The sequence below is a fragment of the Pareuzebyella sediminis genome, assembly GCF_008367235.1.
Classification (GTDB): domain Bacteria; phylum Bacteroidota; class Bacteroidia; order Flavobacteriales; family Flavobacteriaceae; genus Pareuzebyella; species Pareuzebyella sediminis.
This window is the reverse complement of sequence record NZ_VTZS01000003.1, coordinates 231,211-256,932: the sequence shown is the minus strand read 5'-3', so window position 1 is coordinate 256,932 and position 25,722 is coordinate 231,211. Positions and strand designations below refer to the sequence as shown.

The following is a 25,722-nucleotide window of genomic DNA, read 5'->3' as shown; positions in this document are numbered from 1 at the left end:
GCAATAAATTGTATATTTAAATCTTAGATTTTCAATTTCCAAAAATCTCTTTATATGAGAACTCAACGCAGCGTTGGCTATATCCTCATTTTGGGTCTCTTCATGCTGGTCTCGGCATGTGTCACAAGAAACGAAGAAAAGCAAAGGTCCACTGTTACAAAGCAACTTGAGATAGAGCTGGATCCGAGTGGGAACTCATTATCCGTTGTTCGTAAAGGGGGAGAGGAGCCACTTGTGGTTCAGAATGCCAGACCCGATTTTCGTCCGTTCTTACATCCGATAGCATCCCCTGATGGAAATGGGGTACTTACAGAATATAGCCCTGGTCATCACAAGCACCAAACGGGACTTTATTGGGGCTTTACACGCGTGAACGGCGAAGAGGTGCCCGCAGATACAGTTCAAAAGTACTTTTACAAAAAAGATAAACTTCCCCAAATACAAGAAAAAATAGGGCGTGACTTTTTTCATCATCCAGAGGGCGACTATTGGAAAAGAATTTCCATGGATATTTTGGTGGCTGAAGGAACTGAGGTTTCATGGCAAACGGTTTACGATATGCTTGATGGCTCGGGAGAACCTATATTGAGGGAAACCCAAATCTGGACAATGCAGGTATCGGAAGATAAATTTTTCTTAGATCTGGAATGGCAAGGAAAAGCGTTGACTGATATTACTGTGGGGGAATTTGACTATGGCGGACTCTTTCTTCGAATGCCTTGGAAAGAAGGGATCAATGCCGAGGTTGTTAACGCCGCTCGTCAGAAAAATAAGAAAGCCGAAGGGCAACGTGCCATGTGGGTAGATGTGGGTATGCAACTCGAAAACGACACAGCGATGTCGCACATTACTATTTTTGACCACCCTGAAAATGGTGGTTTTCCACAGCCTTGGCGGGTAGATGATCAATTTGGTATTGGACCTGTACGCGCCGGTATGGGAGATTGGCATATTGCTGAAGGAGAAACGGAGATTATACGTCATCGAATTGTGGCTTATAATGGCGTGTTGAACGATTTGACCGTTACAGAGCTTTGGAACGATTATATTGATAACAATTCATTATATACCACTGCATCTTTGTGGGATATTGCCCAAGAGGAGGGCAGAAATGCCAAATTTCTGACTCCTAATGAAGCAGTTGCCGAAATGACAATGTTAGAAGGTTTTGAGGCAAATGCATGGGCAGGTGAACCTATGATTACCCAGCCTATTGCATTTTGTTGGGACGATCAAGGTCGGCTGTGGGTAGCTGAAAACCGAGATTATGAGTCTCGGGGAGACGGTTTTTCGAATTCCGGCGATAGCCGAATTATAATTCTAGAGGATACTGATCGTGATGGTATCGCTGATAGTCGCAAGGTGTTTTTGGAAGGTATTCCTTTTCCGTCCGCTATAGCCGTCGGTTTCGACGGACTATTTTTAGGGGCTCCGCCAAACTTACTCTTCGTACCCGATAAAGATGGTGATGATAAGGCTGATGAAGATGACATTGAAGTACTCCTTACCGGCTGGGGTATTCGCGATCGACATGAAACCATCAATAGTTTTCACTGGGGTCCAGACGGATGGTTGTACGGATTGGAAGGTTTCGCTACCCCATCAAAAATCAGAAAACCAAAAGGAGAAGGTAAAATTTATAGGCATAAGGATGCTTTTCCCGAGGATCTTTTGGAAGCTGATGGTGTACCTATAAACGGCGGGGTATGGCGCTACCATCCCACCAAAAAGAGATTTGAAGTGGTGGCCCATGGATTCAGCAACCCTTGGGGTATCGACTATGACCGAAAAGGGCAGCTGTTCATTAGTGCCTGCGTGATTCCACACTTGTTTCATGTAGTTCCTGGGGGTATTTACCACCGTCAGGGCGGCCAACATTTTAACCCTTATGTATACAGTGATATTCAGACCATTGTCGATCATAGACACCGTTCGGCACACGGTGGCGCCCGTATCTATCAGTCGGATGCTTTTCCAGAGGAGCATCAAAACCGTTTGTTTATGGCAAATATTCACGAACATGCAGTGCTGTCCGATATTTTAGAAAAAAGGGGCTCCGGCTTTATCGCCCATCATGGGGATGATTTTCTTCAGGCCAATAATGCCCAATGGATCGGTTTTAGTATGGAAATTGGACCCTCTGGAGACCTTTATGTCTTAGATTGGCACGATGCCGATATCTGTGGGAAGGAAGTATTGAACAAAGAGACCGGAAGAATATTTCGTATTTCACCTAAGAAATCCTCTGCTGGAGAGTGGGATGGGCGTTACGATGACCTAAAGAGCATGTCAGATATACAATTGGTCGACCTACAAACAAGTGAAAGTGATTGGCATGCGCGAAGGGCAAGGGTCATTTTGCAGTATCGTGCAACCAGTCGTACCATTTCTGACCAGGCCCTCGACAATCTGAAAGAACTGTTTTTTGAAGGGCAAGATCCTGATTACCGGTTGCGCGCGATGTGGGCCTTGTACATAACCAATAACCTGACTTCGGGCGACCTTTTAAAAGCATTGGAAGATGCTGATGAATATGTGCGGGCATGGGCCATTCAAATGGCTTGTGAGGATAGTGACGCCCCGAAACCTTTTCTTGACAAAATGGAAGCCATAGCTGCAAGTGACCCATCAGCTACGGTTCGCCTTTATTTAGCGGCAGCCCTGCAACGGATAGATGAAAATACAAGGTGGCGAATTGCGGAAAATTTGGTATCAAGACCGATCGATAGCGACGATCATAATATTCCCAAAATGATATGGTTCGGAATGGAAGGATCTGTTGCTAAGAACTTCGATAAAGCGATTGCCTTTGCGGCTTCTTCTAAATTGCCCATGCTTGCTGAATTTACAGCAAGACGTTTGGTCGATGCAGATGCCCTCGAGGTCTTGGTAGGGGCTTTGAGTAATCGCCCCCTCAGGGCAAAAGCTATGCTAAAGGGAATGATATCGGGCCTTGAAGGCCGTTCCGATATCGTAGCCCCTGAAAATTGGAAGACGGTATACACCAATCTGAAATCGAATGCGGAGTTAGCCCCTCTTGCGGTTGAGGTAGCGCAGCTCTTCGGAGACACAGAAGCTACGCGGCAGTTTTTGGAGGTTTTAAGGAATAAAGAGGAGTCTGTGAATAACAGGGTCAATGCCTTGACAGCTCTGACTTCGAAGAAAAGGGAGGAGTTGATCGCTTTGTTGCCGGATTTGATAGAGGACTCAGACCTCCGGCTAGGAGCCATTCGAGCCATGGCTTCTTTTGACAGGGAAGCTTTAGGAACCCTGCTTATCAATAAATTTGAAAACTTCTCTCCCGATGAAAGAGGGGAGGCGTTACAAACCTTGTCTAGCCGTGGCACCTATGGCAGATTGCTCACTGAGGCTATCAAAAATGGAAAAATACGGAAAAAGGATGTGCCAGCTTATGTGGCCCGTCAATTGCGCCGCGTAGTGGGTAATGGATTTGTCGAAGTATGGGGGCCTATCGATCAACTTTCGGCCGATAAACAATTGGACTATAAAAAATACCGGCTATTGCTTGGCGAACAGGCGCTTGCAAATGCGGACCTTAAAAATGGGAAACAAATGTTCGAACGCACCTGCAGTGCTTGTCATATGATTTACGGGGAGGGTGGAAAAATCGGTCCGGATATCACGGGGTCTAACCGCACGAATATTGAATATTTACTTAATAATTTAATAGAACCGAGCAGTGAAATACAGGATGATTATCGAATGGTGGTCATAACAAGCCGGGATGGACGCACATTTAGCGGGAACGTAATAGCCGAAAATGATAGGCAGGTTACGCTTCGGGTCATCGGGCAAGATGAATTGGTACTCAATAAATCTGACATACAGTCACGGGAGACCGCATCCTCCTCGATGATGCCTGAAGGGCTTTTAGAGACCCTTTCCGATAAGGAAGTCATCGATCTTATAGCATTTTTGAAAACTACGGAAGCTATTAATTTATAGCTAGTCTTCTTCTAGGCGGGATGAGTAGAATTGGCGCTTCGTTTTAGGCCCGCTATATCCTCCGGCCCATCCCAACCAGTAATTTTTGAATATAAGTTTTGTGGCTTTTTGTAATTTTTGCTCTATTGTTTTCTCTTCTGTGAGAAGTAAAATATCATTTTTCATTACGGTCGATGTTAGCATGTTCTTTTTAATAAAGACGACAACTTTCCGGATAAAAGCATAAAATTTTGTTAAAAACCGGCAGTTTCTTTATGTGAAAAATAGTATATATGATGCTTTAAGCTAACTAAAAATGGATGTCAAATAAGGAGAACAGGTAAACACGGGAAATAAAAAAACCTATCAATAACTGATAGGTTTTGAATTTTTAGAAAAATGTTATTGGGCTTAAAGTGTTCTCAAATATTCTGCCACCTGTCGTGTTTCTTCTTCAGAAAGATTTTGGTTCAACATAATGGCGTTGTTGTATTCTTTCAACAAAGCCTGTGCAGTAGGGTCTTCCTTAAGCATTTTATCGGGGCCTATAATCATATTCATCACCCATGCCGGACTCCTGCGCTCATAGACGCCTTTAAGGGCCGGACCTATCAATCTTTGATCGGCCATGTGGCAGGCGGTACAAATAGATTTGAATGTTCCTTCTCCCGCAGCGGCCATTTCAGCATCGATTTCGGCAGGGAACGTAACATCTTTGAACGGGCCAACACCTTGATTATCCATATCCACTGGAACACCTTCTGATTTGGCCTCTACGGCCTTTTCTTCCGTTTTGGTGCGGTTCATTTCAAAACCTTCTTTTTTTTCTTCTTTTTTTTCCTCGCCACAACCGATAATTAATCCGCCTAAAGCGAAAGCAATGAGTAGTTTTTTCATGTGATAATTTGTTTATGTGTGGGGCCAGTTGACGGCTTACCCTTGCGTATAATGTTTCTGGCACTAAGATAAGGATTAGGGAAATCTAAACCATGTCTTGTACAAATTTTATTGTTCTTTTTTCTGAGTAGAATTGATTGTAAACGTCGTAGAAGCCTACATGTCCGCCAAAAGAAGGAACTTCCAAATGAATATTTGCATTTTGTCGGGCTTCGTGGTAAGGGTAACATGCAGGCCCCAGAAAAGAATCGTTCGACGCATTAATGATGAGCGTCGGTATTTGGATGTTGGGCAAGAACTGTTTGCAACTACACTTCTCATAATAGTCAAGTGCATTTTTGAAGCCGTGGGCTTTACTGGTATAGATATCATCGAAATCCTTCAGGTTTTTAATTCTTTTGATATCCTTCATTGAAATTTTGTCAGGAAAGAGCGGTAGTTTTTTATAAAGTTTAGCCACTAGATGATGCTTAAAACGCCGAGCATACAAATAATTTTTTGGTTTGAGCAACATGCAAAGTGAGCTATATAGGTTGCAAGGAACCGAAATGCCAACGACACATTTTACTTCAGTTGGAACGGAACGACGCTCACCTACATATTTAAGAGCCATATTTCCGCCAAGACTAAATCCATTGATGTAGATTTCCGTATATTTCTTAGTGCTGACAAGATGTTGAACTACGGCATCCAGGTCTTCGGTGGCACCTGAATGGTACGAGCGAAATAGGCGGTTGGTCTGCTCGCTACACCCGCGAAAGTTTACGGCGCACGCATCTGCACCATAGGTGTTAAAGGCTTTGGCACTTCCGGTAATATATGGTCGTTGGGCATTTCCTTCCAGACCATGTAGTAGAATGGCAACCTTTTTAGAGTGATTTTTAGCAAAACTCCAATCGAGGTCCATAAAATCACCATCGGCGAGTTCAAGGCGTTCGCGATGTTGTACCAATCCAGTAACCTTTCTGAAGAGTCCGGAATAGATGGTTGAAAAATGACCGTATTTAAATATAAATGGAGGGCGATAATCCGAAGAAATCAAGGGCATCAGTACAAAATATTATATATAGTCGAGTCAGGTTTCAGCAGATCGGTCTCGTCGAGCATATCAATTTTTTTTTCGATCATTCGGTCCTTACTCGATGTATCGAACTGACACACAATCTGCTAAAATACTTAAAACTTTCTTATATAGAGGGAAGCCAGAATTAGGGTCAAAAACTTCATGGTAAATTTTAAAATGGCTTTGCAGATAAAGAAATGGGAACATCAAGAGGCGATTGCTGAAGTGAAAAAATCGAAATCTTACGAATGTAAAGCAGGAACAAGGATGTGCAGTTCTTGTCTTCAAGGACAGTAAGCTAGGTACATCAGTTTTTAGGCGGGTTGAGGAAACATCAATATGTTAAAGTTTGAAAGCCTTTTTCGTACCCCTTCTTTGGCAAAGTATTTCAGAACAGGCATCAGAGGAAAATAGCATGAACCTGCCACAGGTAGTACAATGTCGGATTATTTCGGATATATATCCAATACCTTGGTCTGTTCTTCGACCGCTTTTTTAAACTCAGATTTCAGGGTATCGACCAATTTGGCTACCGGCAACGTATCTTCAATTACCGCCGAACCTTGACCCGCGGACCAAATTGTCTTCCAGGCCTTGGCTTCGGTATCTAGTTCTTTCCCAAAATCGATTTTAGTATCTTTCTTTAAGTCTTCTTCGGTGAGGCCCGCCGCTTTGAGACTGGCCCCTAAAAAATTAGCGTGGACTCCGGAAACGGCTGCGGTGTAGACGATATCGCTCGCCCCGGCATCGATAATCATGTTACGGTATTCGGGTGTTGCCTTGCTCTCTTCCGTATTGATGAATCGAGTACCCATGTAGGCCAGATCGGCGCCCATCTGTAAGGCAGAGGCTATATCACGGCCCGTACTGATACATCCTGAGAGGATTATAGTTCTATGGAAGAACTTTTTGATTTCGGCTACCAATGACATAGGGTTTATGGTGCCCGCATGCCCACCTGCACCGGCGGCCACAAGAATAAGACCGTCGACCCCGGCTTCTTGTGCTTTTTCGGCATGTCTTTTCTTGATAATATCATGAAAGACAAGCCCCCCATAGCTATGAATCGCATCGACGACTCGAGATACCGCGCCCAAAGAAGTAATAACGATAGGCACTTTATGCTTTACACATAATTTGATGTCGGCCTCCAATCTTGGGTTCGTGGGGTGTACTATAAGATTGACTCCAAAGGGCGCTGGTTTTTTACCTGTGTCCTCCTCGAACTTTTTGAGGGCCGATTTGATTTCGAGAAGCCATTCCTCAAAACCTTCACTGGTACGTTGGTTAAGTGCCGGAAAGGTACCTACAATGCCGTTCTTACAACATTCAATGACCAATTTGGGTCCAGAAATCAAAAACATGGGTGCGGCAATTACGGGAAGGGCAAGTTCTTTAACAAAGGAGGGTTTCGATGACATTTTTTCGAGTCTTTGGAATGTGTTACAAATATAGGATGTAAAAATTTAGGGAAGGCCGAAGAAAAATACAATCATTATTGGATACCTCTTTTTTGAAAGCCTGTTGGCTCGATTACGCCAGGTTATCGATTTATAAGCGCAAATAGAATCCAAAGGTTGTTTTGGGAAGTTGAACAAACTCGTGTCAGTGTCCTAACAAACTGATAAAGTGGGGCCCGTCACCAAAAAGTTGGTTATCTTGTGATTAGCTCCAAAAAACACGTTTCATCAATCAAAAAAAAGCAGCCTCATGCAAAAAAGACGAACGTTTATTAAGAAATCGGGACTAGCACTGGGTGGGCTGAGCGTTCTGCCACACCTTGCCTTCAAAAGCAATTTTCAAAAGCAAAAATTAGGCGTTTGCCTCGTCGGCCTAGGAAATTATAGTGAAAATTTATTGGCGCCCGCACTTCAATTGACCGAACACTGCGAACTTCGGGGCATTGTAACTGGAAGCCCTGAAAAAATTCCGATGTGGCAAAGAAAGCACGGCATTTCTGATGGTAATGTTTACAACTATGATAATATGGAAGGGATAGCCAACAATGCCGATATCGATGTGATCTACATCGTTCTTCCCACAGGCCTGCATTCCGAATATGCCATTAAAGCAGCAGACACCGGCAAACATGTCTGGTGCGAGAAGCCCATGGCCAAAACGGCCGAAGAATGCCAGGCAATTATCAATGCGTGTACTAAAAACAGGGTTAAGCTGGCGATAGGGTATCGCATGCAACATGAGCCAAACACCCGCAAAATAATTGAGTGGTCAAAGACAAAACCGTTCGGTGCTATTGAAAAAGTAAGGGCAGACGTAGGTTGGAACATTTCGAATCCTCCAAAAACTTGGCGCATGGATGCCGAATTGGGTGGGGGGCTTATCTATGACGTAGGCGTATATTGTATCAATGCGCTTCGTTATACTACGGGTATGGAACCGCTTACGGTAACTGCCCATCACGAGAATACAAGACCCGAAGTCTACAAAGAAGTAGAGGAGACTACTCTTTTTAATCTCGATTTCCCGAATGGAATACGTACTTCGGGGAAAACTACGGCGGCGGAAAATATTAATATGTTGCGCACAGAATGCCAAAATGGGTGGTACGAACTTTCCCCTTTTCAGGCGTATCGCGGTGTTAAGGGGAAAGCAAGTGACGGAACATTTTTGAACACTTATATCGAAAACCAGCAGGCACGCCAGATGGACGACGATGCCCTGGCGATAATGGAAAACCGGCCTTTGATGGTATCCGGTGTGGAAGGAATGAAGGATATCGTAATCGTTGAAGCGATAAATGAATCTGCACGAAAGGGGGAAACAATAAAGATAGCTTAGTCTTCCTTAGTGATAACTTCCTTTCAGGGGCTAACTATGCGCCTGTCGGTTCAGCGTTTGAAACCTGATCTTCCCCAAGTGGAGTATCATTGGATTTTTTCTTTCATCACAATCGTATTATAAATCAATTATCTATAGTTTTGCCGAAGCAAACACATCTTTATGTACTTGAAAGAATTTGAAATTCGTTGGAGCGACATCGATGCGAATCGGCATTTGGCCAATTCGGCCTACCTTAATTTTATGAGTCATACCCGCATGTCTTTTTTGATGGAATTGGGTTTGGATCAGGCATCATTGGCTAAGGAGCAGATTGGCCCTGTCGTTTTTTACGAGCATCTTTATTATTTCAAGGAGGTCTTTCCGGGTAAACCCATTAAAGTTTCTATGGAAATTACGGGAATGAGCGAAGACGGTAAGTTTTTCGAATTTCAGCACAATTTCTATACCCACAAAGGGGAGAACGTCGCCCACTGCGAGATGATGGGGGCTTGGATGGACTTAAAGACCAGAAAGCTCACCGCACTGACCAATGATTTTCTTTTTACCTTCAGTGGTGCCGAGAAGGCCAAGGTTTTTCGAGTACTTACCAAAGAAGACACCCGAAAGTTCTCAAAAGACCCTAAAGATTTGGAGGTATAAATTCGGTATGTATTCAAATTTTGGTATAAAGATGCGATTTTGAGTATTTTTGATTAGCGCCTACTTCAAAAAGAGTATTGATCCCCACACAGATGAAAATTACAGAGGACTATGAAATTTTCATATACAAACGTTGGGAAAAAATCCGCAGGGGCCAAAACATTATCGGTTTACGTATGGATCAATTTCCTGTCAGAAATTAATTTACACGAAATCGATTAAACAATGCCCTCAAACAATAATAAACTTAATCCTGTATCGGTCTGGGCCTTAGCGGCGGGCGGTATGGTCGGTGGAGGAATTTATACCGTTTTGGGAGTCGTTGTGGCGGTATCTGCCCAATGGACCTGGCTCGCATTTTTATGTACGGGAGTTATTGCTATTTGTTCTGCCTATAGTTATGTTTTCCTGTCGAATAAATTTAAGGAGGGCGGCGGTGCATTTGCCTTTTTGGAAGAGGTAAACGATAACAGAATTGCCGGTAGCCTGAGCTGGTTGTTGATTATTGGATATGTACTTACCATCTCGGTATACGCCTACGCTTTTGGCCATTATGTGGCTTTCTCCTTTCATGGTCATGGACTGTCTATTCGACTATTGGCAGCTGGTATAACAATCTGTTTGATTCTGCTCAATCTTGCAGGTGTAGGTAAGATGACAAAGGTAGAAATTGCCATAGTTTCAGTAAACTTATTGGTTTTGTTGGTTCTTGCCATCTATGGAGTTTCAAAGTGGCAGCCATCCCAATTGGTCGCCGGAATAGAGCCACGACCTCTCTGGTCCGGTCTTATAGGGGGAGCTGCTATTTTTATGGCCTACGAAGGGTTTCAACTATTGAGCTATGAGTACGACCGTATCAAGAACCCAAAAAAAACTTTTATGCCCGTTTTGTTAAGTGCTGTAGCGTTTGTCGTGCTGCTATATATCTTGGTGGCTATCGGGGCCACAATGCTTGGCGGGGCGGCCACGCTCATAAGTTTTAAACAGATTGCCCTTTCCATAGTGGCAGAGAAAACCATGGGCCATACGGGGGTGATACTTATGACAGTGGCCGCTGGATTTGCCACGGCGGCCGCTATAAATTCCACGTTGTTCTCTACGGCAAACTTGGCCAAGAATATTGCGGATAAAAATGAGCTGCCCCAATGGTTTAAGCATACTAATGGAAACGACATCCCCGATAGATCAATCATAATGTTGGGGGGTGTGGCAGGTTTGTTGGCTATTACCGGTTCTCTCTCATCATTGGTAGAGGCCGCCAGCTTAATCTTTCTTTGCACATTTGGCGTCGTGAATTGGCTTGCATATAAAGAAAATGCCAAATTTAAATGGGTCCCTCTATTGGGAATGGTGATAGGCGGAACTACAGGGGTGGCACTTATTTTCCGACTAGCCGTTTCAAAACCAATAGCCTTAGGGGTGCTGCTTATTTTAGTACTACTTATCATTTTAGGCAGACCTTTTCTTATCGCCCAAAAACAATCCAAATGAAAAGACTACTTTACTGTATACTATTTTTTTTGCTTTTAAGCTGTGCAAACAAACAAGAACCGCAGAAGGCTTTGTTCAGAATAGGACAGTTTTTAACCACTACGAGCGATGTTGAGATTATCATCTACAGGAATACTTCAGAGGTGTTTTCGACTGTCGTCGATTATGGCAAAATAACGAAATATTCATCTTTGGACCCTACGAGGTATTTGATTAAAGTGAAAAATGGCGATGAACTTGTACTCGAGAAAGAAATTGGTATTGGGGAGGGTGGAAAATATACTTTAAGCTTGGTGGGTAGCCCTGTTAATGGGCAGAGCGTGAACTTACAAACCGTTATGGATAAGCTGCAACATATAGTTGAAGGTGCTGAGGGAACTACGGAAAACGGCTATTTACCCCAACTTTTGGTTTTGAACGATTTCTTTTCAGTAGAAAAGGGAAAAGCTAAACTCCGGTTTATCAATTTGTGCCCAGGAAGTGCTCCTTTTCGAGCTATAGCATCAGGCCGTTCTGAAGACAAAGAATTCGCATCTTTGAAATATGCCAAGATTTCCGAAACCGCTACGGTCGGTGAAGGAAAAACAGGGGTCACCTTATTCTATGATGCCGGTCCTCTTCCTTTGGAAAAAGATACTATAGATTTAGAGAAGGAGACAATGGTCACCTATTTTATTGCACCGTCCAGTCCTAACTCTGCAGATCGTTTTAGCTTAATTTTTTCTTCTGATAAAATGAAATGATTTTTAGTACACCTTGCCAGAGGAGATAATAGGGCCTATGGTCAAAAAAACACCATTAGTTTCCGCACCATAAACAGAAAGTCAGCGATGACGACTACTTAACTAAGTCCTCCAGACCATTTATTGTAAAAATTCCATATATTTGGAATAATTCCAAATATATAATGATGAAACGCTCGGGCACGGCAGATTTATTGCTACACGGAGGAGCAGTTCCGTCTTGGCTTTTTAACCGGATGAAGCGTCTCGCCTTGCCCATTGTCGAGGCTATTATAGAACATCGAGGCAAAGATGATTTTCTAAGCCGCATGTCCGATCCATTTTGGTTTCAAAGCTTCGGTTCGGTAATCGGTATGGATTGGAATTCATCGGGTATAACAACGACCGTAATGAACGTTTTGAAGCAATCGATCAATCCGGTTTCAAGACAATTAGGGATTTATATTTGTGGAGGAAAAGGCAAGAAATCGCTACGGACTCCCGATGAGCTTTTGGAGGTAGGCAATAGAACCGGACTCGATGGCCATCACCTCTCCCGATGCAGCAGGCTTAGTGCTAAGGTTGATAACACCGCGCTGCAAGATGGGTTCAATCTTTATATTCATTGCTTTATAGTCAGCGATACGGGCGAATGGTCGGTCGTTCAACAAGGTATGCACCATTCTAATGGGATGGCCCGTAGATACCACTGGCATTCCCAGAATATAAAGTCTTTCGTCGAAGAGCCTCATACCGCCGTTTGTGGTAAAAATCAGGGATCTATTTTGAACTTGGTACATAAAAAAGCCTCGCCGACAAAAAGAGGTATCTTGAAGGTTGTCCAAGAACATCCGGATAAAATCTTGAAGGAAATGCCCCGTCTTTTGGTGCCGGTCTATCATCATATCAAACCGAAGGATGTCGATATGAAACGCTTGGGAAGCATTCTTTGGCTGGCCCAGGAAAACGAAACGCAAAAATTCGAAGATTTACTCTTGTTGAAAGGCCTAGGTCCACGAACATTGCAATCATTGACGTTGGTCAGTGAAATTATACATGGTACGCCTTCCCGGTTTAAAGATCCCGCAAGGTTCGCTTTTGCCCATGGGGGAAAAGATGCTACCCCATTTCCTATTCCGATTAAAGTCTATGAAGAAACTATAGGAACCCTAAAAAGTGCTGTAGAACAGGCAAAAATAGGTCGTGGAGACAGGCTTAAGGCCGTTAAAAAATTAACCGACCTAGCCCAACAGGCCGAGAAGGGGTTCGTTCCCAATACTAATTTTGAAGCACTGGTCAAAAAGGAAAATCGAGATTCCCACATTTATGGTGGCCGAAGTATTTACGGGTTTGCGAAGCCCCAAAATAACGTGCAACTAAGCCTATTCGAGAGCTGATTTTCTTCTGAACATCAATTAATCGGTGGCACGGCTTCTTTTCGGAAAGGGGGCCTTTTTACTGGCCAAATAAACGCCTAACAAAACTAACGAGGCCGCTAAAATCTTTACCGTGGTAAGGGTATCCTGGTCCGTAGCAATTGCGTAAACGATTCCAATTAAGGGCTGAACGTACACGAAGGCGCTTAAGGTAGAGGCCTTGAGTTGTGTTAGTGCAAAAATGTTAAAGAGGTAAGTACAAAAGGTAGTGCCTACGACCACAAAAAGAATTTTCCAAATCGCAGAAAAGGGAAGGCTACCCCATGCTATTTCTGTAAGTTCGGTATATCCGAAGGGAAGGCAAAGGAGGATGCCAAGGGTAAACAGCCATTTCATAAAGGTAAACGGGTGGTATTTGGAAATCAAAATTTTAGCCACAATCAGATAGGAACCATAAAAAAAGGCGTTCAATAATATCAAAAAGTTACCAAAAGGAATGTTCGGGGCATCTTGTCGTATTTCAGCCCCGAAAAGAATCAGCCCCAGTGCACCTAAAAAACCGATACCGATACCCAGCACTTTCTTGGGCTTAATTTTTTCTTTTATAAAAATGGCGGATAGCACGACCACAAAAATGGGGGTAAGTGTTATAAGTACCGCGCTGTTAATGGGTGTAGAGAGAGCAAGCCCTTTGAAGTAGACCAACATATTGATGCCCATGCCCAAAATGGCACAGGCTAACATACGCGGATAATCTTTACGGTCTATTTTTTCTTTGGGGCCAAAAATAGAAATGCTCCAGAATAAGATGGCTGCCCCAATAACCCTTAACATAATAAAACCATAAGGCTGAACATAATCGGGCATCACTCCTTTGGCTATGGTGTGGTTAAGCCCATATATTGCTGTGGCACCCAAGGCGGCCAGTATGGCAAGGGCTCGCCTAGTCACGAATGGAGGGCAGCTTTGGCGGCATTAACCACTTTCTTGCTATTCCCGATAAAGATGTCGTTATCGGTCAAAATTACGGGGCGCTTCAAAAAGGTATAATGCGCCAAAAGAAGGTTTTTAAATTCCGCCTCGGAAAGCTCTTTTTCATGAAGGCCCTTCTGTCGGTATAAACGGGCGCGTTTACTAAAAAGTGCCTCGTAACTGCCGGACAACTTTTTCATTTCCTCCAACTGTTTCGCTGTAAGAGGTTCCGTTTTAATCTCCTGTAGCTCGATCCCTTCCAGAGGGCTTAGTTCTTTAAGGATTCTTCGACAGGTATCACAGGTGCCTAAGTGATATATTTTTTTCATGGATCGGGTAGATTTAATGGTTGCAAAGAAACCCATTTCAATCCAATTGTGCTACTTTTGACGTCCACTTAAAACTATTTATTTTGAAGAATATATTCGAAATCACCCTGCAAAATAGAAAACGGCTCTACGAGATAGTAGATACGATGCCAAAAGCTCAACTCCTTCATATACCCAATGGATATCGAAACAATATCTGGTGGAATATTGCCCATGTCGTAGTGACCCAGCAGTTGTTACTTTATAAGTTGAGCGGATTGCAAATGCGCGTCCCCGAGACTTTCATTGAAAAATTTAAAAAGGGAACAGTGCCGGATGGTTCAGCGACCGATGAAGAAATCAAGGAAATTGCCGCATTTTTGGTCTCCACGGCAGAATGGGCCGAAGAAGACTTTAAAAATGGACTTTTTAAAGACTATAATGAATACACGACCAGTGCTAAGATTACTTTGCAAAACGTAGAGGACGCCATAGCCTTTAACATGTATCACGAGGGGCTACATATGGGAACAATAATAGCGTTGCAAAAGGCGATAAAGAGTTAGGTCAAGACTTGACTTTAGATATCAGATAAGGTTTTACCTCTTCAAATTTTAAGGTCAATGTAATAGGTCCGTCTGCATAAGACGCTACTTCGTACGGGTTGTAAAGTAGCGTAACGCCATCCTCGGTAAAGCCTATATTTTCTGGAAGATAGAACGAATCTCTTTCGAACATAAGCCCCGTGCTGTTAATGGGTTTTCCTATAGGAATCTGCTCTTGGGTACGAAATTTTAGTTCGGCGAATTTCTGAAAATCTTCACGGTTCTTAAACAGTTGCCAGTTTTCGAGCTCCTTGGCCTTACGTTTATCGAAATTAAGGTAATGCTTTGAACTGTAGCCATGGGCACCACCGGTATAAAGGTAGGAATCGATTTCTATGGTCAATAGTAATGGATCTTCATAGGTCACAATACCTTTGATCCTGGCCTCCCACCCCATGGTTTCGTCGGGGTATAGTTTCTTCAATGCCCAATACCCATTACTGAACGATTGTACAGCCTCTTTAATGGAGATGGCCTCCATTTCGTCGTCGAAATTTAAAATCTCAATAATTTCCTCGGTCAATATAGTGTTAATGCTTTCTGCGGTTTTGGAATTCTCCATGGCTTTTGGAATTTGAATTTCAACCATAGGACATTCCGAGCAGCGGGTCTCGTCAAGAGTCAAGGTCTCGAAGGTTAGGTCGGTTTCCTCTTGACAACTGGTCAACAATAAGAAAAAAGCAATGAAAGAAATCTGAATTCTCATAATAGGGTTGGGGTTGCGAACGATCAAACGTATTGTATGCTCGTAAAGATAACGATACCTTTGTAAGGTTAATTATATGAAATGGCTGAAAAAAAGTTAAAATTCAATACAAAAGCGATTCATGGTGGGCAGACACCCGATAAGGCGTACGGGGCGGTAATGCCACCGATCTACCAGACATCGACCTATGCCCAAACGACACCGGGAGGGCACCAAGGTTACGAATATTCACGAAGTGGTAATCCGACAAGGGCTGCACTCGAACGCGCTGTCGCCAGTATCGAAAATGGAAGTTTTGGTCTTGCTTTTGCCAGTGGATTGGCGGCTATAGATGCCGTTGTCAAGTTACTGCAGCCTGGTGATGAGGTCATTTCGACTAATGACTTATACGGAGGAAGTTACCGTCTCTTCAAGAAGGTCTTTGAGAATTATGGGATTAAATTCCATTTTATAGATATGCAAGATTGCGAAACCATTGGAGGCTACGTTAATGAAAATACCAAACTCATTTGGGTCGAGACCCCGACGAATCCTATGATGAATATTATCGACATTAAGGGGGTCTCTAAAATCGCTAGGGAACACAAGTTGTTATTGGCCGTAGATAATACGTTTGCAACCCCTTTTCTTCAAACTCCTTTAGACCTTGGTGCGGATATAGTCATGCATTCCGCTACGAAATATCTGGGTGGACATAGTGACGTAGTGTTAGGGGTTTTGGTAGTAAATGACAAGCGACTGGCAGATCGGCTTTATTTTATTCAAAATGCGAGCGGTGCCATTTGTGGCCCCATGGATAGTTTTTTGGTGCTACGTGGAATAAAAACACTCCACGTACGTATGCAGAGGCATTGTGAGAACGGAAAAGCCATCGCGCGTTTTTTGGAAGATCACGATAAAATTGAAAAGGTGTATTGGCCAGGTTTGGAAAGCCATCCGAACCATCATGTAGCCAAAACTCAAATGAACGATTTTGGAGGCATGATTTCATTCGTAATTGAAGGTAATCGCTATGAAGATGCCGTTCGAATTGTAGAAAGACTTAAAATTTTCACCTTGGCCGAATCTTTAGGTGGGGTCGAAAGTTTGGCAGGACATCCGGCGAGTATGACCCATGCCAGTATTCCAAAAGCCGAAAGGGAAAAAAGTGGGATAGTAGATGCCTTAATAAGATTGAGTGTGGGAATAGAGGACGTGAATGATCTCATAGAAGATTTGCGACAGGCAATAGCATGAACGGGGTATTGATTTTTTAAAAAAAGCACATGAAAACTATATAATTAGAATATTTTTGCCCTTATATTATGAATTCACTAAAAAGATATTCCTAAAAAAAATATGAAAACAAAAATCAAAGCCTTTATGGATGAGGTAAAGGCCCGAAACGGCCACGAACCTGAATTCATTCAAGCCGTACAGGAAGTTGCGGAGACGGTTATACCATACATTGCACAGCATGAGATTTACAACGGCAAGAACATTCTCTTGCGCATGGTGGAGCCTGAACGACTTATTTCTTTTCGGGTCGCATGGGTCGATGATGAAGGGGAAATTCATGTGAACCGTGGTTACCGAATTCAAATGAATTCGGCGATAGGCCCTTACAAGGGCGGGTTGCGTTTTCATCCCTCCGTAAATGCCAGCATCCTTAAATTTTTGGCCTTCGAGCAGGTTTTCAAAAATAGCTTGACAACCCTTCCTATGGGAGGAGGTAAGGGAGGTTCCGATTTCGACCCAAAGGGAAAATCAGACGACGAGGTCATGCGTTTTTGCCATGCTTTTATGACGGAGCTTTGCCGACATATTGGGCCGAACACCGATGTGCCCGCGGGTGATATTGGTGTAGGGGCTCGTGAGATTGGTTTTCTGTTTGGCATGTATAAAAAAATCAGAAACGAATTTACCGGAGTCCTCACGGGTAAAGGTCTTTCTTGGGGAGGGTCTAAGATTCGTCCAGAAGCCACGGGTTATGGTACCGTTTATTTTGCGCAGAGTATGTTGAAAACAAGAAATGAAAGTTTCGAGGGAAAAAGAGTAGTGATTTCGGGCTCTGGAAATGTAGCCCAATATGCTGCCGAAAAGGTACTTCAGTTGGGAGGAAAGATAGTGACATTATCAGATTCCGGAGGCTATATTTATGACGAAGAGGGTATTGATAGTGAAAAGCTTGCCTTTGTAATGGATTTAAAGAATAACAAGAGGGGTAGAATTTCTGACTACAAAACGCAATATCCCAATGCCGAATACCATAAAGGGGAAACCCCTTGGAAGATAGAATGCGAGATTGCCCTGCCCTGTGCTACGCAGAATGAATTAGACAAGGAGGATGCCAAAGTGCTGTTGGCCAATGGATGTATTTGTGTGGCCGAAGGGGCAAATATGCCCTGCACTGCCGCTGCGGTTCACGCCTTTCATGATGCCAAGATCTTGTTCGCCCCTGGTAAGGCTTCCAATGCGGGAGGTGTGGCTACCTCAGGTCTTGAAATGTCACAAAACTCATTGCGCATCAGTTGGACGCGGGAGGAAGTTGACGAAAGGCTGAAGGACATTATGGAAGACATACATGATTCATGTATTGAATATGGCAAAGAAGAAGATGGCTTCTGCAATTACGTTAAAGGGGCCAATATTGCCGGTTTTGTAAAAGTGGCGGACGCCATGCTGGCCCAAGGCGTAATTTAGACGTTCATGATATCCTTTGCAACAGGCTGTTTCGCAAAAGGGTAGGTTAGATATATTGTGGGGCCATTCTTGAGATGGCCCCACGATTTTTTGATTATGGAGGTTTCTATTGCTATTCTACCTGCTTTGGTCCAAATCTCTATCTTTACGGCAAACCGCTACTAAGGGATGCAAGTAACCACAAAGGCCATAGTTTTTTCTTCGTTAAAGTACGGCGATACGAGCTTGATCGTAAAGGCATTTACGGTATCCGACGGAGTAAAGTCATATCTTTTAAAGGGTGTTTTAAAGGCCAAAAGGAGTAAGTTGAAACCGGCTTATTTCCAACCCCTTACGCAGCTTGAGATGGTTGCCTACCATAAAAACAAGGGTGCTTTAGAACATATTCGGGAAGCAAAAATCGTATTCCCGTACCAAACCATGCATACGGATATGGCCAAAAATGCAATGACCTTATTCTTGGCCGAGATGTTGACGAACAGCATTCACGAAGAAGAACAGAACGAAAATCTATTCGACTTCTTGGAAGCCTCGTTGCAATGGCTTGACACCCATAATGAAATTGCAAATTTTCATATTTATTTTTTACTACGCCTTACCCAATACTTGGGCTTTTACCCCGACACCTCTCAATCACAAAGGACATATTTTGATTTGATGGAAGGGCAGTTCGTTCATGGCCCAAGTCTAAACCCCATGCTTACTGGAGATAACCTTAGTTATTTCAAAACCTTTTTGGGCATAAATTTTGATGATATTCATACTGTCAAAATGAACAAAATCAATCGACAAGAACTTTTACGAAAACTTGTCCTGTATTTTGAATTGCATTTGCAGGGATTTCGGAAGCCAAGATCCCTTGCGGTTTTAAACCAAGTTTTCAGTTAATATGCAGCGAATAGTTGTCTTTTTCGCCTTATTAGTATGCCTTTCGCTTTCCGCTCAGGAAATCATCATTCTAGATGTAGAAACCAAAGAACCTATATCAAATGTGGCGGTTTATAATGTGGATAAGTCCAAAACCGTAATTTCCGATTTTGACGGTAGGTGCAATCTTTCGATTTTTTCGCGTAACGACCGTATTACCTTTAAGCATTTAGGGTATCAGATTAGAAAAAGTACCCCTGCCCAGATTATGCGACGTGGTGGGCATCTATATATGGCGCTCAGTGCAGAACAACTTGAAGAAGTAGTAATGTCGGTTTCAAAATGGGAACAACAGAAAAAAGATGTTCCTCAGAAAATTGCAATGATTAGCGCAAGACAAATAGCGTTTACCAACCCTCGGACTTCTGCAGATTTATTGGAAAGTTCAGGTAAAGTCTTTGTGCAAAAAAGTCAATTGGGGGGTGGTAGCCCAATGATAAGGGGCTTTGCTACAAATAGGTTGTTGCTGTCGGTAGATGGTGTGCGAATGAATAATGCTATTTTTAGAGGAGGTAATCTTCAAAACGTAATTTCTATTGACCCGTATACTATAAAGAACACCGAAATAATTTTTGGTCCAGGGTCGGTTATATATGGGAGTGATGCGATTGGGGGTGTCATGAACTTTTATACAAAAAAAGCGGCATTTTCAAATTCCGATAGCCTCTCTGTTTCCGGGGAAACCAGTTATCGATTTTCCTCTGCAAATATGGAGAATACGGTACACTTTGATTTGAATTTGGGTCTTAATAAATGGGCCTTTTTAACAAGCGTTTCCTATAACGATTTCGGAGATCTCATTATGGGAAAATATGGTTCCGATTCTTATTTACGCAATACGTATGTCGTGCGGGAGAATGGTCAGGATATATTGGTACCCAATGAACAACCGAGGAAGCAGAAACCAACAGGTTATGATCAGATCAATTTGATGCAAAAAATTTCTTTTCGGCCCAATAATACGGTCAAATATGATTTAGGGATGCACTATTCGGAAACTTCGGATTATTCGCGCTATGATCGGCTGATTCGGCCCAATAAGGAGGGAACAGGCCTACGTTCCGCGGAGTGGTACTATGGTCCCCAGAAGTGGTTTATGGGCAACCTTCAATTTAATAAGCGGGGCAAGGGTATCTTTTACGATGGCCTTAAGATAACTACGGCCTTCCAGCATTTCGAGGAAAGTAGAAACGACAGGGTTTTTAATGAACCCGATCGATTTAAAACCGAGGAGAAAGTAAATGCCCTTTCCTTGAATATAGATTTTGAAAATAAAAAAATAGGAAATCTTAGGTTATATTATGGAGGTGAATATGTGTGGAACAATATAAGCTCGAAAGGTAGCAGAAGAAATGTGGAGACAAATATGATAAGTACTTATGCTTCCCGCTATCCCGATGGTTCGACTTGGCAAACTTTGGCGGGGTATATCAGCGGGGAGTATCAGGCCAAACCTAGTTTTACCATTCTCTCAGGGTTGCGATACAGCCATGTTTGGATTGATGCTGTGTTCGACCATTCGTTCTATGACTTTCCTTTTAGCAATGCCGATTTGAACAATGGTGCTCTGACAGGAAGTCTTGGTTTTAGCTGGTTTCCAAAGCCCCATTTACAGGTAACATTGAATGGTTCAACGGGCTTTCGCGCACCGAATATTGATGATGTGGGGAAAGTTTTTGATTCGGAGCCTGGTTCGGTAGTAGTGCCCAATCCCGATCTAGAACCGGAATATGCCTATAATATAGAACTAAGTCTTCAAAAGAATTTCAGTGATAGAATCGTACTGAAGGGGGCTACTTTCTATACCTATCTAGTAGATGCCCTCGTACGTCGAAGCTTTTTGTTCAATGGAGCGTCCCAAATCGATTACCAAGGCCAATTAAGTGATGTACAGGCGATTCAGAACGCGGCGAAAGCATATGTATACGGATTTGAGTTCGGCCTTGAAGCTTTCTTGACTGACAACCTTTCGATTATATCCAACCTAACGTTGACCGAAGGCATAGAAGAGGAAGAAGATGGTTCAGATTCTCCAGGAAGGCATGTGGCTCCTACCTTCGGCGACTTTCATGTGATATGGAAGACGCAGTGGCTTAAGACCGACTTGTATTTGAACTATAACGGAAAAATACCCTATGCCGATTTGGCCGCTTCCGAACGAAGCAAAGCATATATCTACGTCCTTGATTCTAATGGAAGACCCTTTTCACCATCTTGGCACACGCTTAATTTTCGTTCGCAATATTCGATTTCAAATATGTTAAAAGCATCACTGAGCGTAGAAAATATCACGAATCGAAGATACCGGGGATACTCTTCTGGGATTGTGGACCCAGGAACCAATTTGATTCTTGGGCTAGGTTATCGCTTTTAAGTGGTTTGACCGGGTCAAGACTTATAAAAAAACCCTCTTCAACAGAGGGTTATTTTTCAAAGTAGGTTAGGTGAATTGGGGACCTTTTTGTTTTAACTAGCTTTTCGTAGGTTAAGTGCTGATTTGGGATTTCATAACTTGTTTCGGTTAAGTTAAGGGCGATTTGGGGTCAACACTATGACTTAAACACAGGGTAAAACTACGCTGATATTTTGAAGTGGTTAAATTAATGTTGTGAACCGATGGCAAAATGTTGTGAAAAATATGACAGGCTCATTTTCTCCGATAAACGACCATCTGACCAAACAAAAAAAGCCCCTGGCATCATTTGTCAGGGGCTCTATACCAAGAATTCAAATCTTAATTATCGTCATCGACCGCCTTTTCGATTTTATCGGCGGTCTTGTCAGCGGCATCCTTTACCTTATCGGCTGCATCTTCAGCCCCTTTTTTTAGGTCTTCCCCCACTTTTTTTGCTCCTTCTCTAATGTTTTCCCCTGCCTCTTCTAAATCTTCCCCCACATCATCCATGGCATCCTCCACATCGTTCATAGTCTCTTTACTTTGGTTTTCGGCATCCCTACAAGATACAATTGACGCACTTACGGCTAGTGCCAAAAGCGAACCAAGAATTAATTTTTTCATGCTTTACGTTTTAGAGTTTGTTTTATTGTTATCGAAAAGATATACGTAATCATTTCGTATTTAGTTGTTCCAACCACTAATCTTATAGATTTCAATGGTGTTAAAACGATTTAATTCAATCAAAATTGATTAATTTTGCAGCCTTTAATACAAGAAATACCTAGCATGAAGTTTGCGGAATACAGTGGAATGGATTTGCCTAAAGTCGCGGAAGAAATTCTTGCCTACTGGAAGGAGAACGGAATTTTTGAGAAAAGCATTTCTACAAGAGAGGGTAAGCCAAGTTATGTATTTTATGAGGGTCCGCCATCTGCAAACGGAATGCCCGGAATACACCATGTAATGGCCCGAACCATAAAGGATATTTTCCCTCGCTATAAAACTATGAAAGGGTTTCAAGTAAAACGCAAGGCGGGCTGGGATACTCACGGATTACCCATAGAGCTAGGCGTCGAAAAAGATTTGGGAATTACGAAAGAAGATATCGGGGTCAAAATATCGGTTGAGGAATATAATGCAGCGTGTAAAAAAGCGGTCATGCGCTATACAGATGTTTGGAACCGTATGACCGAGCAAATTGGTTATTGGGTAGATATGAACGATCCATATATTACCTATAAACCAAAATATATGGAGTCGGTTTGGTGGCTTTTGAAACAGATTTACGATAAAGGCCTTATTTACAAAGGGTATACGATTCAGCCCTATTCTCCAAAGGCCGGTACCGGCTTGAGCTCCCATGAGCTGAACCAACCGGGAACATACCAAGACGTTACAGATACTACAGTGGTCGCCCAATTTAAGGCCTTGGAAGCTACGCTCCCTGATTTTCTAAAGAATGAGGGCGATGTTCATTTATTAGCATGGACAACCACACCGTGGACATTACCGTCGAATACTGCGCTAACGGTAGGGGCCAATATAGATTATGTGCTGGTGGAGACCTACAATCAGTATACGTTTAAACCGATGAACGTCATCTTGGCCAAAAACTTAATTGCAAAGCAGTTCGATAATAAATACGTTGAGGTAGCTAAAAAGCCGGAATTATTGGACTATGCTGCGGGAGACAAGAAAATACCATTTTTTATTGTCAAGGAGTTTAAGGGGGTAGATTTGGTCGGAATCAAGTACGAACAGTTGCTCGACTATGCACTTCCCTACCAGCATCCTGAAAATGCCTTTCGTGTAATATCCGGGGATTTCGTGACCACAGAAGACGGTACCGGAATCGTTCACACCGCGCCCACCTTTGGTGCAGATGATGCCACGGTCGCAAAACAGGCAGACCCTGAGGTGCCTCCTTTGCTGGTTTTGGACGACAATAACAATCCTGTTCCCTTGGTCGACCTTCAAGGAAAATTCAGGCCTGAAATGGGAGAACTTGCCGGCAAATATGTGAAGAACGAATACTACGAATTGGGTCAGATTCCCGAAAGGTCGGTAGATGTTGAAATTGCGATCAAATTAAAGGAAGAGAATAAGGCGTTCAAGGTTGAAAAATATGTACACAGTTACCCGAATTGTTGGCGTACCGATAAGCCGATCTTATACTATCCATTAGACTCTTGGTTTATTAAAATAACCGAGGTAAAGGACAGGATGTTCGAATTGAACCAGACCATTAATTGGAAGCCTAAGTCTACCGGAGATGGCCGCTTTGGGAATTGGTTGGCAAATGCCAATGATTGGAACCTATCGCGTTCACGCTATTGGGGTATTCCATTACCTATTTGGAGAACCGATGATGGCAAGGAAGAAATTATCATAGGTTCTATGGCAGAATTGAAAGCCGAAATGGGTAAGGCTGTTTCAGCAGGCATCATGGAGCAAGATATTTTTGAGGATTTTGTAATAGGAGACCTATCTGAATCGAATTACGATAAAATCGATTTGCACAAGAATATTGTGGATAAGGTTACGCTCGTCTCTCCTTCCGGAAAGCCCATGAAGCGTGAGAACGATCTGATTGACGTATGGTTCGATAGCGGGTCTATGCCTTATGCGCAATGGCATTATCCTTTTGAGAACAAAGAACTTATTGAGAATCGTGAAACTTTTCCGGCGGATTTTATTGCGGAAGGTGTGGATCAGACCAGGGGGTGGTTTTATACGCTGCATGCTATAGCGACCATGGTATTCGATTCCATTGCTTATAAAAATGTAGTCTCTAATGGATTGGTTTTAGATAAAGATGGGAAAAAAATGTCGAAACGGTTGGGTAACGCCATAGACCCTTTTGATACGATGACCGACCATGGAGCCGATGCAACAAGGTGGTACATGATCTCTAACGCTAACCCCTGGGATAATCTGAAGTTCGACATTGAAGGTATTGTAGAGGTGAAACGAAAGTTTTTCGGTACGTTGTACAATACGTATTCTTTTTTGGCGCTGTATGCCAATATCGACGATTTCAAATACGAAGAGGCGGAGATTCCCCTTAACGAACGTCCTGAGATTGACCGATGGATTCTCTCAGAATTGCATTCATTGATCAAAATTGTGGATAAGGCTTACGAAGATTATGAGCCTACTAGGGCGACTCGTGCTATTTCAGATTATGTTCAAGAGAACCTTAGTAATTGGTACGTTAGACTCTGTAGAAGACGTTTTTGGAAAGGAGATTACCAAAAGGATAAGATATCGGCGTACCAGACTTTATATTCATGCTTGGAAACTGTAGCCAAACTATCTGCACCAGTGGCCCCTTTCTTTATGGATAGGCTTTACAAAGATTTGACCGATACTACAAAGAAGGAGTCTTTTGAAAGCGTGCATCTGGCCAACTTTCCGAAGTATGATGCCAATATGGTCGATAAAGAGCTGGAAAGCAAAATGAAAAAAGCACAAATTATTTCTTCACTGGTACTTTCAATTCGTCAGAAAGAGAAAATAAAGGTGCGCCAACCTCTGCAAAAAATAATGATTCCGGTCAAGGACGAGAACCAAAAAATGGAAATAGAGGCAGTAGCCGATTTAATTATGTCGGAAGTAAATGTAAAGGAGATAGATTTGCTACAGGATGCTGCCGATATATTGGTTAAGAAGATTAAACCGAATTTTAAGGTTTTAGGACCAAAATTTGGTAAAGACATGAAAAATATCGCCCAAGCGATAAGTAATCTTGGTCAGGAAGATATCCAAAAAATCGAACAAGAGGGCGAAATATCTCTTGACATTGAAAATAAAATCATTACATTACAGTTACAAGACGTAGAGATATCTTCTCAAGATATTGAGGGATGGCTGGTAGCAAGTGCCGGTTCTTTGACCGTTGCCCTTGATGTCACGATCAATGAAGAGCTTAGAAAGGAAGGTATAGCGCGTGAATTGGTAAACCGCATTCAAAACATCCGAAAAGATTCAGGTTTGGAGGTTACCGACAGAATAGACATTAGAATTTTAAAGGATGGTCTGGTCGAAAGGGCGGTACAAAGTAATCTTGATTATATCAAAACCGAAACTTTAACGGCCGAATTGGCATTTGAAGAAAAAATGGAGAAGGGAACCGAAGTTACCTTTGACGAAGTGAACACAAAATTATTTATTGAAAAACATTACTAGA

At 42.7% G+C, this 25,722-nt stretch carries 20 protein-coding genes; 12 read left to right on the top strand and 8 right to left on the bottom strand.

What is annotated here, in order from left to right:
* The first annotated feature begins 54 nt into the window (after nt 1–54).
* Complete coding sequence (locus tag F2B13_RS11770) at nt 55–3,966, top strand: PVC-type heme-binding CxxCH protein (protein ID WP_198440115.1); 3,912 nt, start codon at nt 55–57, stop codon at nt 3,964–3,966.
* On the opposite strand, the gene F2B13_RS20450 is transcribed toward F2B13_RS11770, so the two are convergent.
* From F2B13_RS20450 to F2B13_RS11755, 4 genes are all read right to left on the bottom strand, one after another.
* Nucleotides 3,967–4,131: a hypothetical protein gene (locus F2B13_RS20450; protein ID WP_198440114.1), complete on the bottom strand. Its 165-nt coding sequence runs from the start codon at nt 4,129–4,131 to the stop codon at nt 3,967–3,969.
* A gap of 225 nt (nt 4,132–4,356) precedes the next feature.
* Nucleotides 4,357–4,842: a c-type cytochrome gene (locus F2B13_RS11765; protein WP_149273270.1), complete on the bottom strand. Its 486-nt coding sequence runs from the start codon at nt 4,840–4,842 to the stop codon at nt 4,357–4,359.
* Nucleotides 4,843–4,927: 85 nt separating this feature from the next.
* Entirely contained in the window at nt 4,928–5,890 is a 963-nt protein-coding gene (locus F2B13_RS11760; RefSeq protein ID WP_149304288.1) for a YheT family hydrolase, read from the bottom strand.
* 461 nt (nt 5,891–6,351) lie between these two features.
* Nucleotides 6,352–7,326 (bottom strand): NAD(P)H-dependent flavin oxidoreductase, encoded by a 975-nt coding sequence (locus F2B13_RS11755; protein ID WP_149304287.1) that lies wholly within the window; start codon nt 7,324–7,326, stop codon nt 6,352–6,354.
* Between the two features lie 289 nt (nt 7,327–7,615).
* On the opposite strand from F2B13_RS11755, the gene F2B13_RS11750 reads away from it, so the two are divergent.
* The 5 genes from F2B13_RS11750 (at nt 7,616) to F2B13_RS11730 (ending at nt 12,956) form a co-directional block, all read left to right on the top strand.
* On the top strand, nt 7,616–8,704 hold the full coding sequence (locus tag F2B13_RS11750) for a Gfo/Idh/MocA family protein (protein WP_149304286.1): 1,089 nt from the start codon (nt 7,616–7,618) through the stop codon (nt 8,702–8,704).
* 162 nt (nt 8,705–8,866) lie between these two features.
* Nucleotides 8,867–9,346 (top strand): acyl-CoA thioesterase, encoded by a 480-nt coding sequence (locus F2B13_RS11745; protein ID WP_149304285.1) that lies wholly within the window; start codon nt 8,867–8,869, stop codon nt 9,344–9,346.
* Nucleotides 9,347–9,571: 225 nt separating this feature from the next.
* Entirely contained in the window at nt 9,572–10,837 is a 1,266-nt protein-coding gene (locus F2B13_RS11740; protein ID WP_149304284.1) for an APC family permease, read from the top strand.
* Nucleotides 10,834–11,580 carry a DUF4397 domain-containing protein gene (locus F2B13_RS11735; RefSeq protein WP_149304283.1) on the top strand — a complete coding sequence of 249 codons (747 nt, stop codon included), beginning with the start codon at nt 10,834–10,836 and terminating at the stop codon, nt 11,578–11,580. The genes F2B13_RS11740 and F2B13_RS11735 overlap by 4 nt, the downstream gene beginning before the upstream one ends.
* A 164-nt stretch (nt 11,581–11,744) precedes the next feature.
* Entirely contained in the window at nt 11,745–12,956 is a 1,212-nt protein-coding gene (locus F2B13_RS11730) for a DUF763 domain-containing protein (RefSeq protein WP_232625225.1), read from the top strand.
* A gap of 18 nt (nt 12,957–12,974) precedes the next feature.
* Here the strand turns inward: F2B13_RS11730 and F2B13_RS11725 are convergent, their stop codons facing one another.
* Nucleotides 12,975–13,886, bottom strand: coding sequence for a DMT family transporter (locus F2B13_RS11725; protein ID WP_149273246.1), 912 nt, complete (start codon nt 13,884–13,886; stop codon nt 12,975–12,977).
* Nucleotides 13,883–14,236 carry an arsenate reductase family protein gene (locus tag F2B13_RS11720; protein ID WP_149273244.1) on the bottom strand — a complete coding sequence of 118 codons (354 nt, stop codon included), beginning with the start codon at nt 14,234–14,236 and terminating at the stop codon, nt 13,883–13,885. Before F2B13_RS11720 ends, F2B13_RS11725 begins: the two co-directional genes overlap by 4 nt.
* Before the next feature lie 83 nt (nt 14,237–14,319).
* Between F2B13_RS11720 and F2B13_RS11715 the strand changes: the two genes are divergently transcribed.
* On the top strand, nt 14,320–14,781 hold the full coding sequence (locus tag F2B13_RS11715; RefSeq protein WP_149273242.1) for a DinB family protein: 462 nt from the start codon (nt 14,320–14,322) through the stop codon (nt 14,779–14,781).
* A 1-nt stretch (nt 14,782) separates the two neighbouring features.
* Here F2B13_RS11715 and F2B13_RS11710 read toward each other — a convergent pair whose 3' ends face one another.
* On the bottom strand, nt 14,783–15,526 hold the full coding sequence (locus F2B13_RS11710; RefSeq protein WP_149304282.1) for a DUF3298 and DUF4163 domain-containing protein: 744 nt from the start codon (nt 15,524–15,526) through the stop codon (nt 14,783–14,785).
* A gap of 81 nt (nt 15,527–15,607) precedes the next feature.
* On the opposite strand from F2B13_RS11710, the gene F2B13_RS11705 reads away from it, so the two are divergent.
* From F2B13_RS11705 to F2B13_RS11690, 4 genes are all read left to right on the top strand, one after another.
* Nucleotides 15,608–16,762, top strand: coding sequence for a cystathionine gamma-synthase (locus F2B13_RS11705; RefSeq protein ID WP_149304281.1), 1,155 nt, complete (start codon nt 15,608–15,610; stop codon nt 16,760–16,762).
* Between the two features lie 102 nt (nt 16,763–16,864).
* Complete coding sequence (gdhA, locus tag F2B13_RS11700) at nt 16,865–18,208, top strand: NADP-specific glutamate dehydrogenase (RefSeq protein WP_149273235.1); 1,344 nt, start codon at nt 16,865–16,867, stop codon at nt 18,206–18,208.
* Nucleotides 18,209–18,376: 168 nt separating this feature from the next.
* A complete protein-coding gene (gene recO, locus F2B13_RS11695; RefSeq protein ID WP_149273233.1) occupies nt 18,377–19,096 on the top strand; it encodes a DNA repair protein RecO in 720 nt (239 codons plus the stop codon).
* A 1-nt stretch (nt 19,097) separates the two neighbouring features.
* Entirely contained in the window at nt 19,098–21,509 is a 2,412-nt protein-coding gene (locus tag F2B13_RS11690) for a TonB-dependent receptor plug domain-containing protein (protein WP_149304280.1), read from the top strand.
* A gap of 360 nt (nt 21,510–21,869) precedes the next feature.
* Here F2B13_RS11690 and F2B13_RS11685 read toward each other — a convergent pair whose 3' ends face one another.
* On the bottom strand, nt 21,870–22,154 hold the full coding sequence (locus tag F2B13_RS11685; protein WP_149273229.1) for a hypothetical protein: 285 nt from the start codon (nt 22,152–22,154) through the stop codon (nt 21,870–21,872).
* Between the two features lie 165 nt (nt 22,155–22,319).
* On the opposite strand from F2B13_RS11685, the gene ileS reads away from it, so the two are divergent.
* A complete protein-coding gene (gene ileS, locus F2B13_RS11680; RefSeq protein WP_149304279.1) occupies nt 22,320–25,721 on the top strand; it encodes an isoleucine--tRNA ligase in 3,402 nt (1,133 codons plus the stop codon).
* Nucleotide 25,722 lies beyond the last annotated feature (1 nt).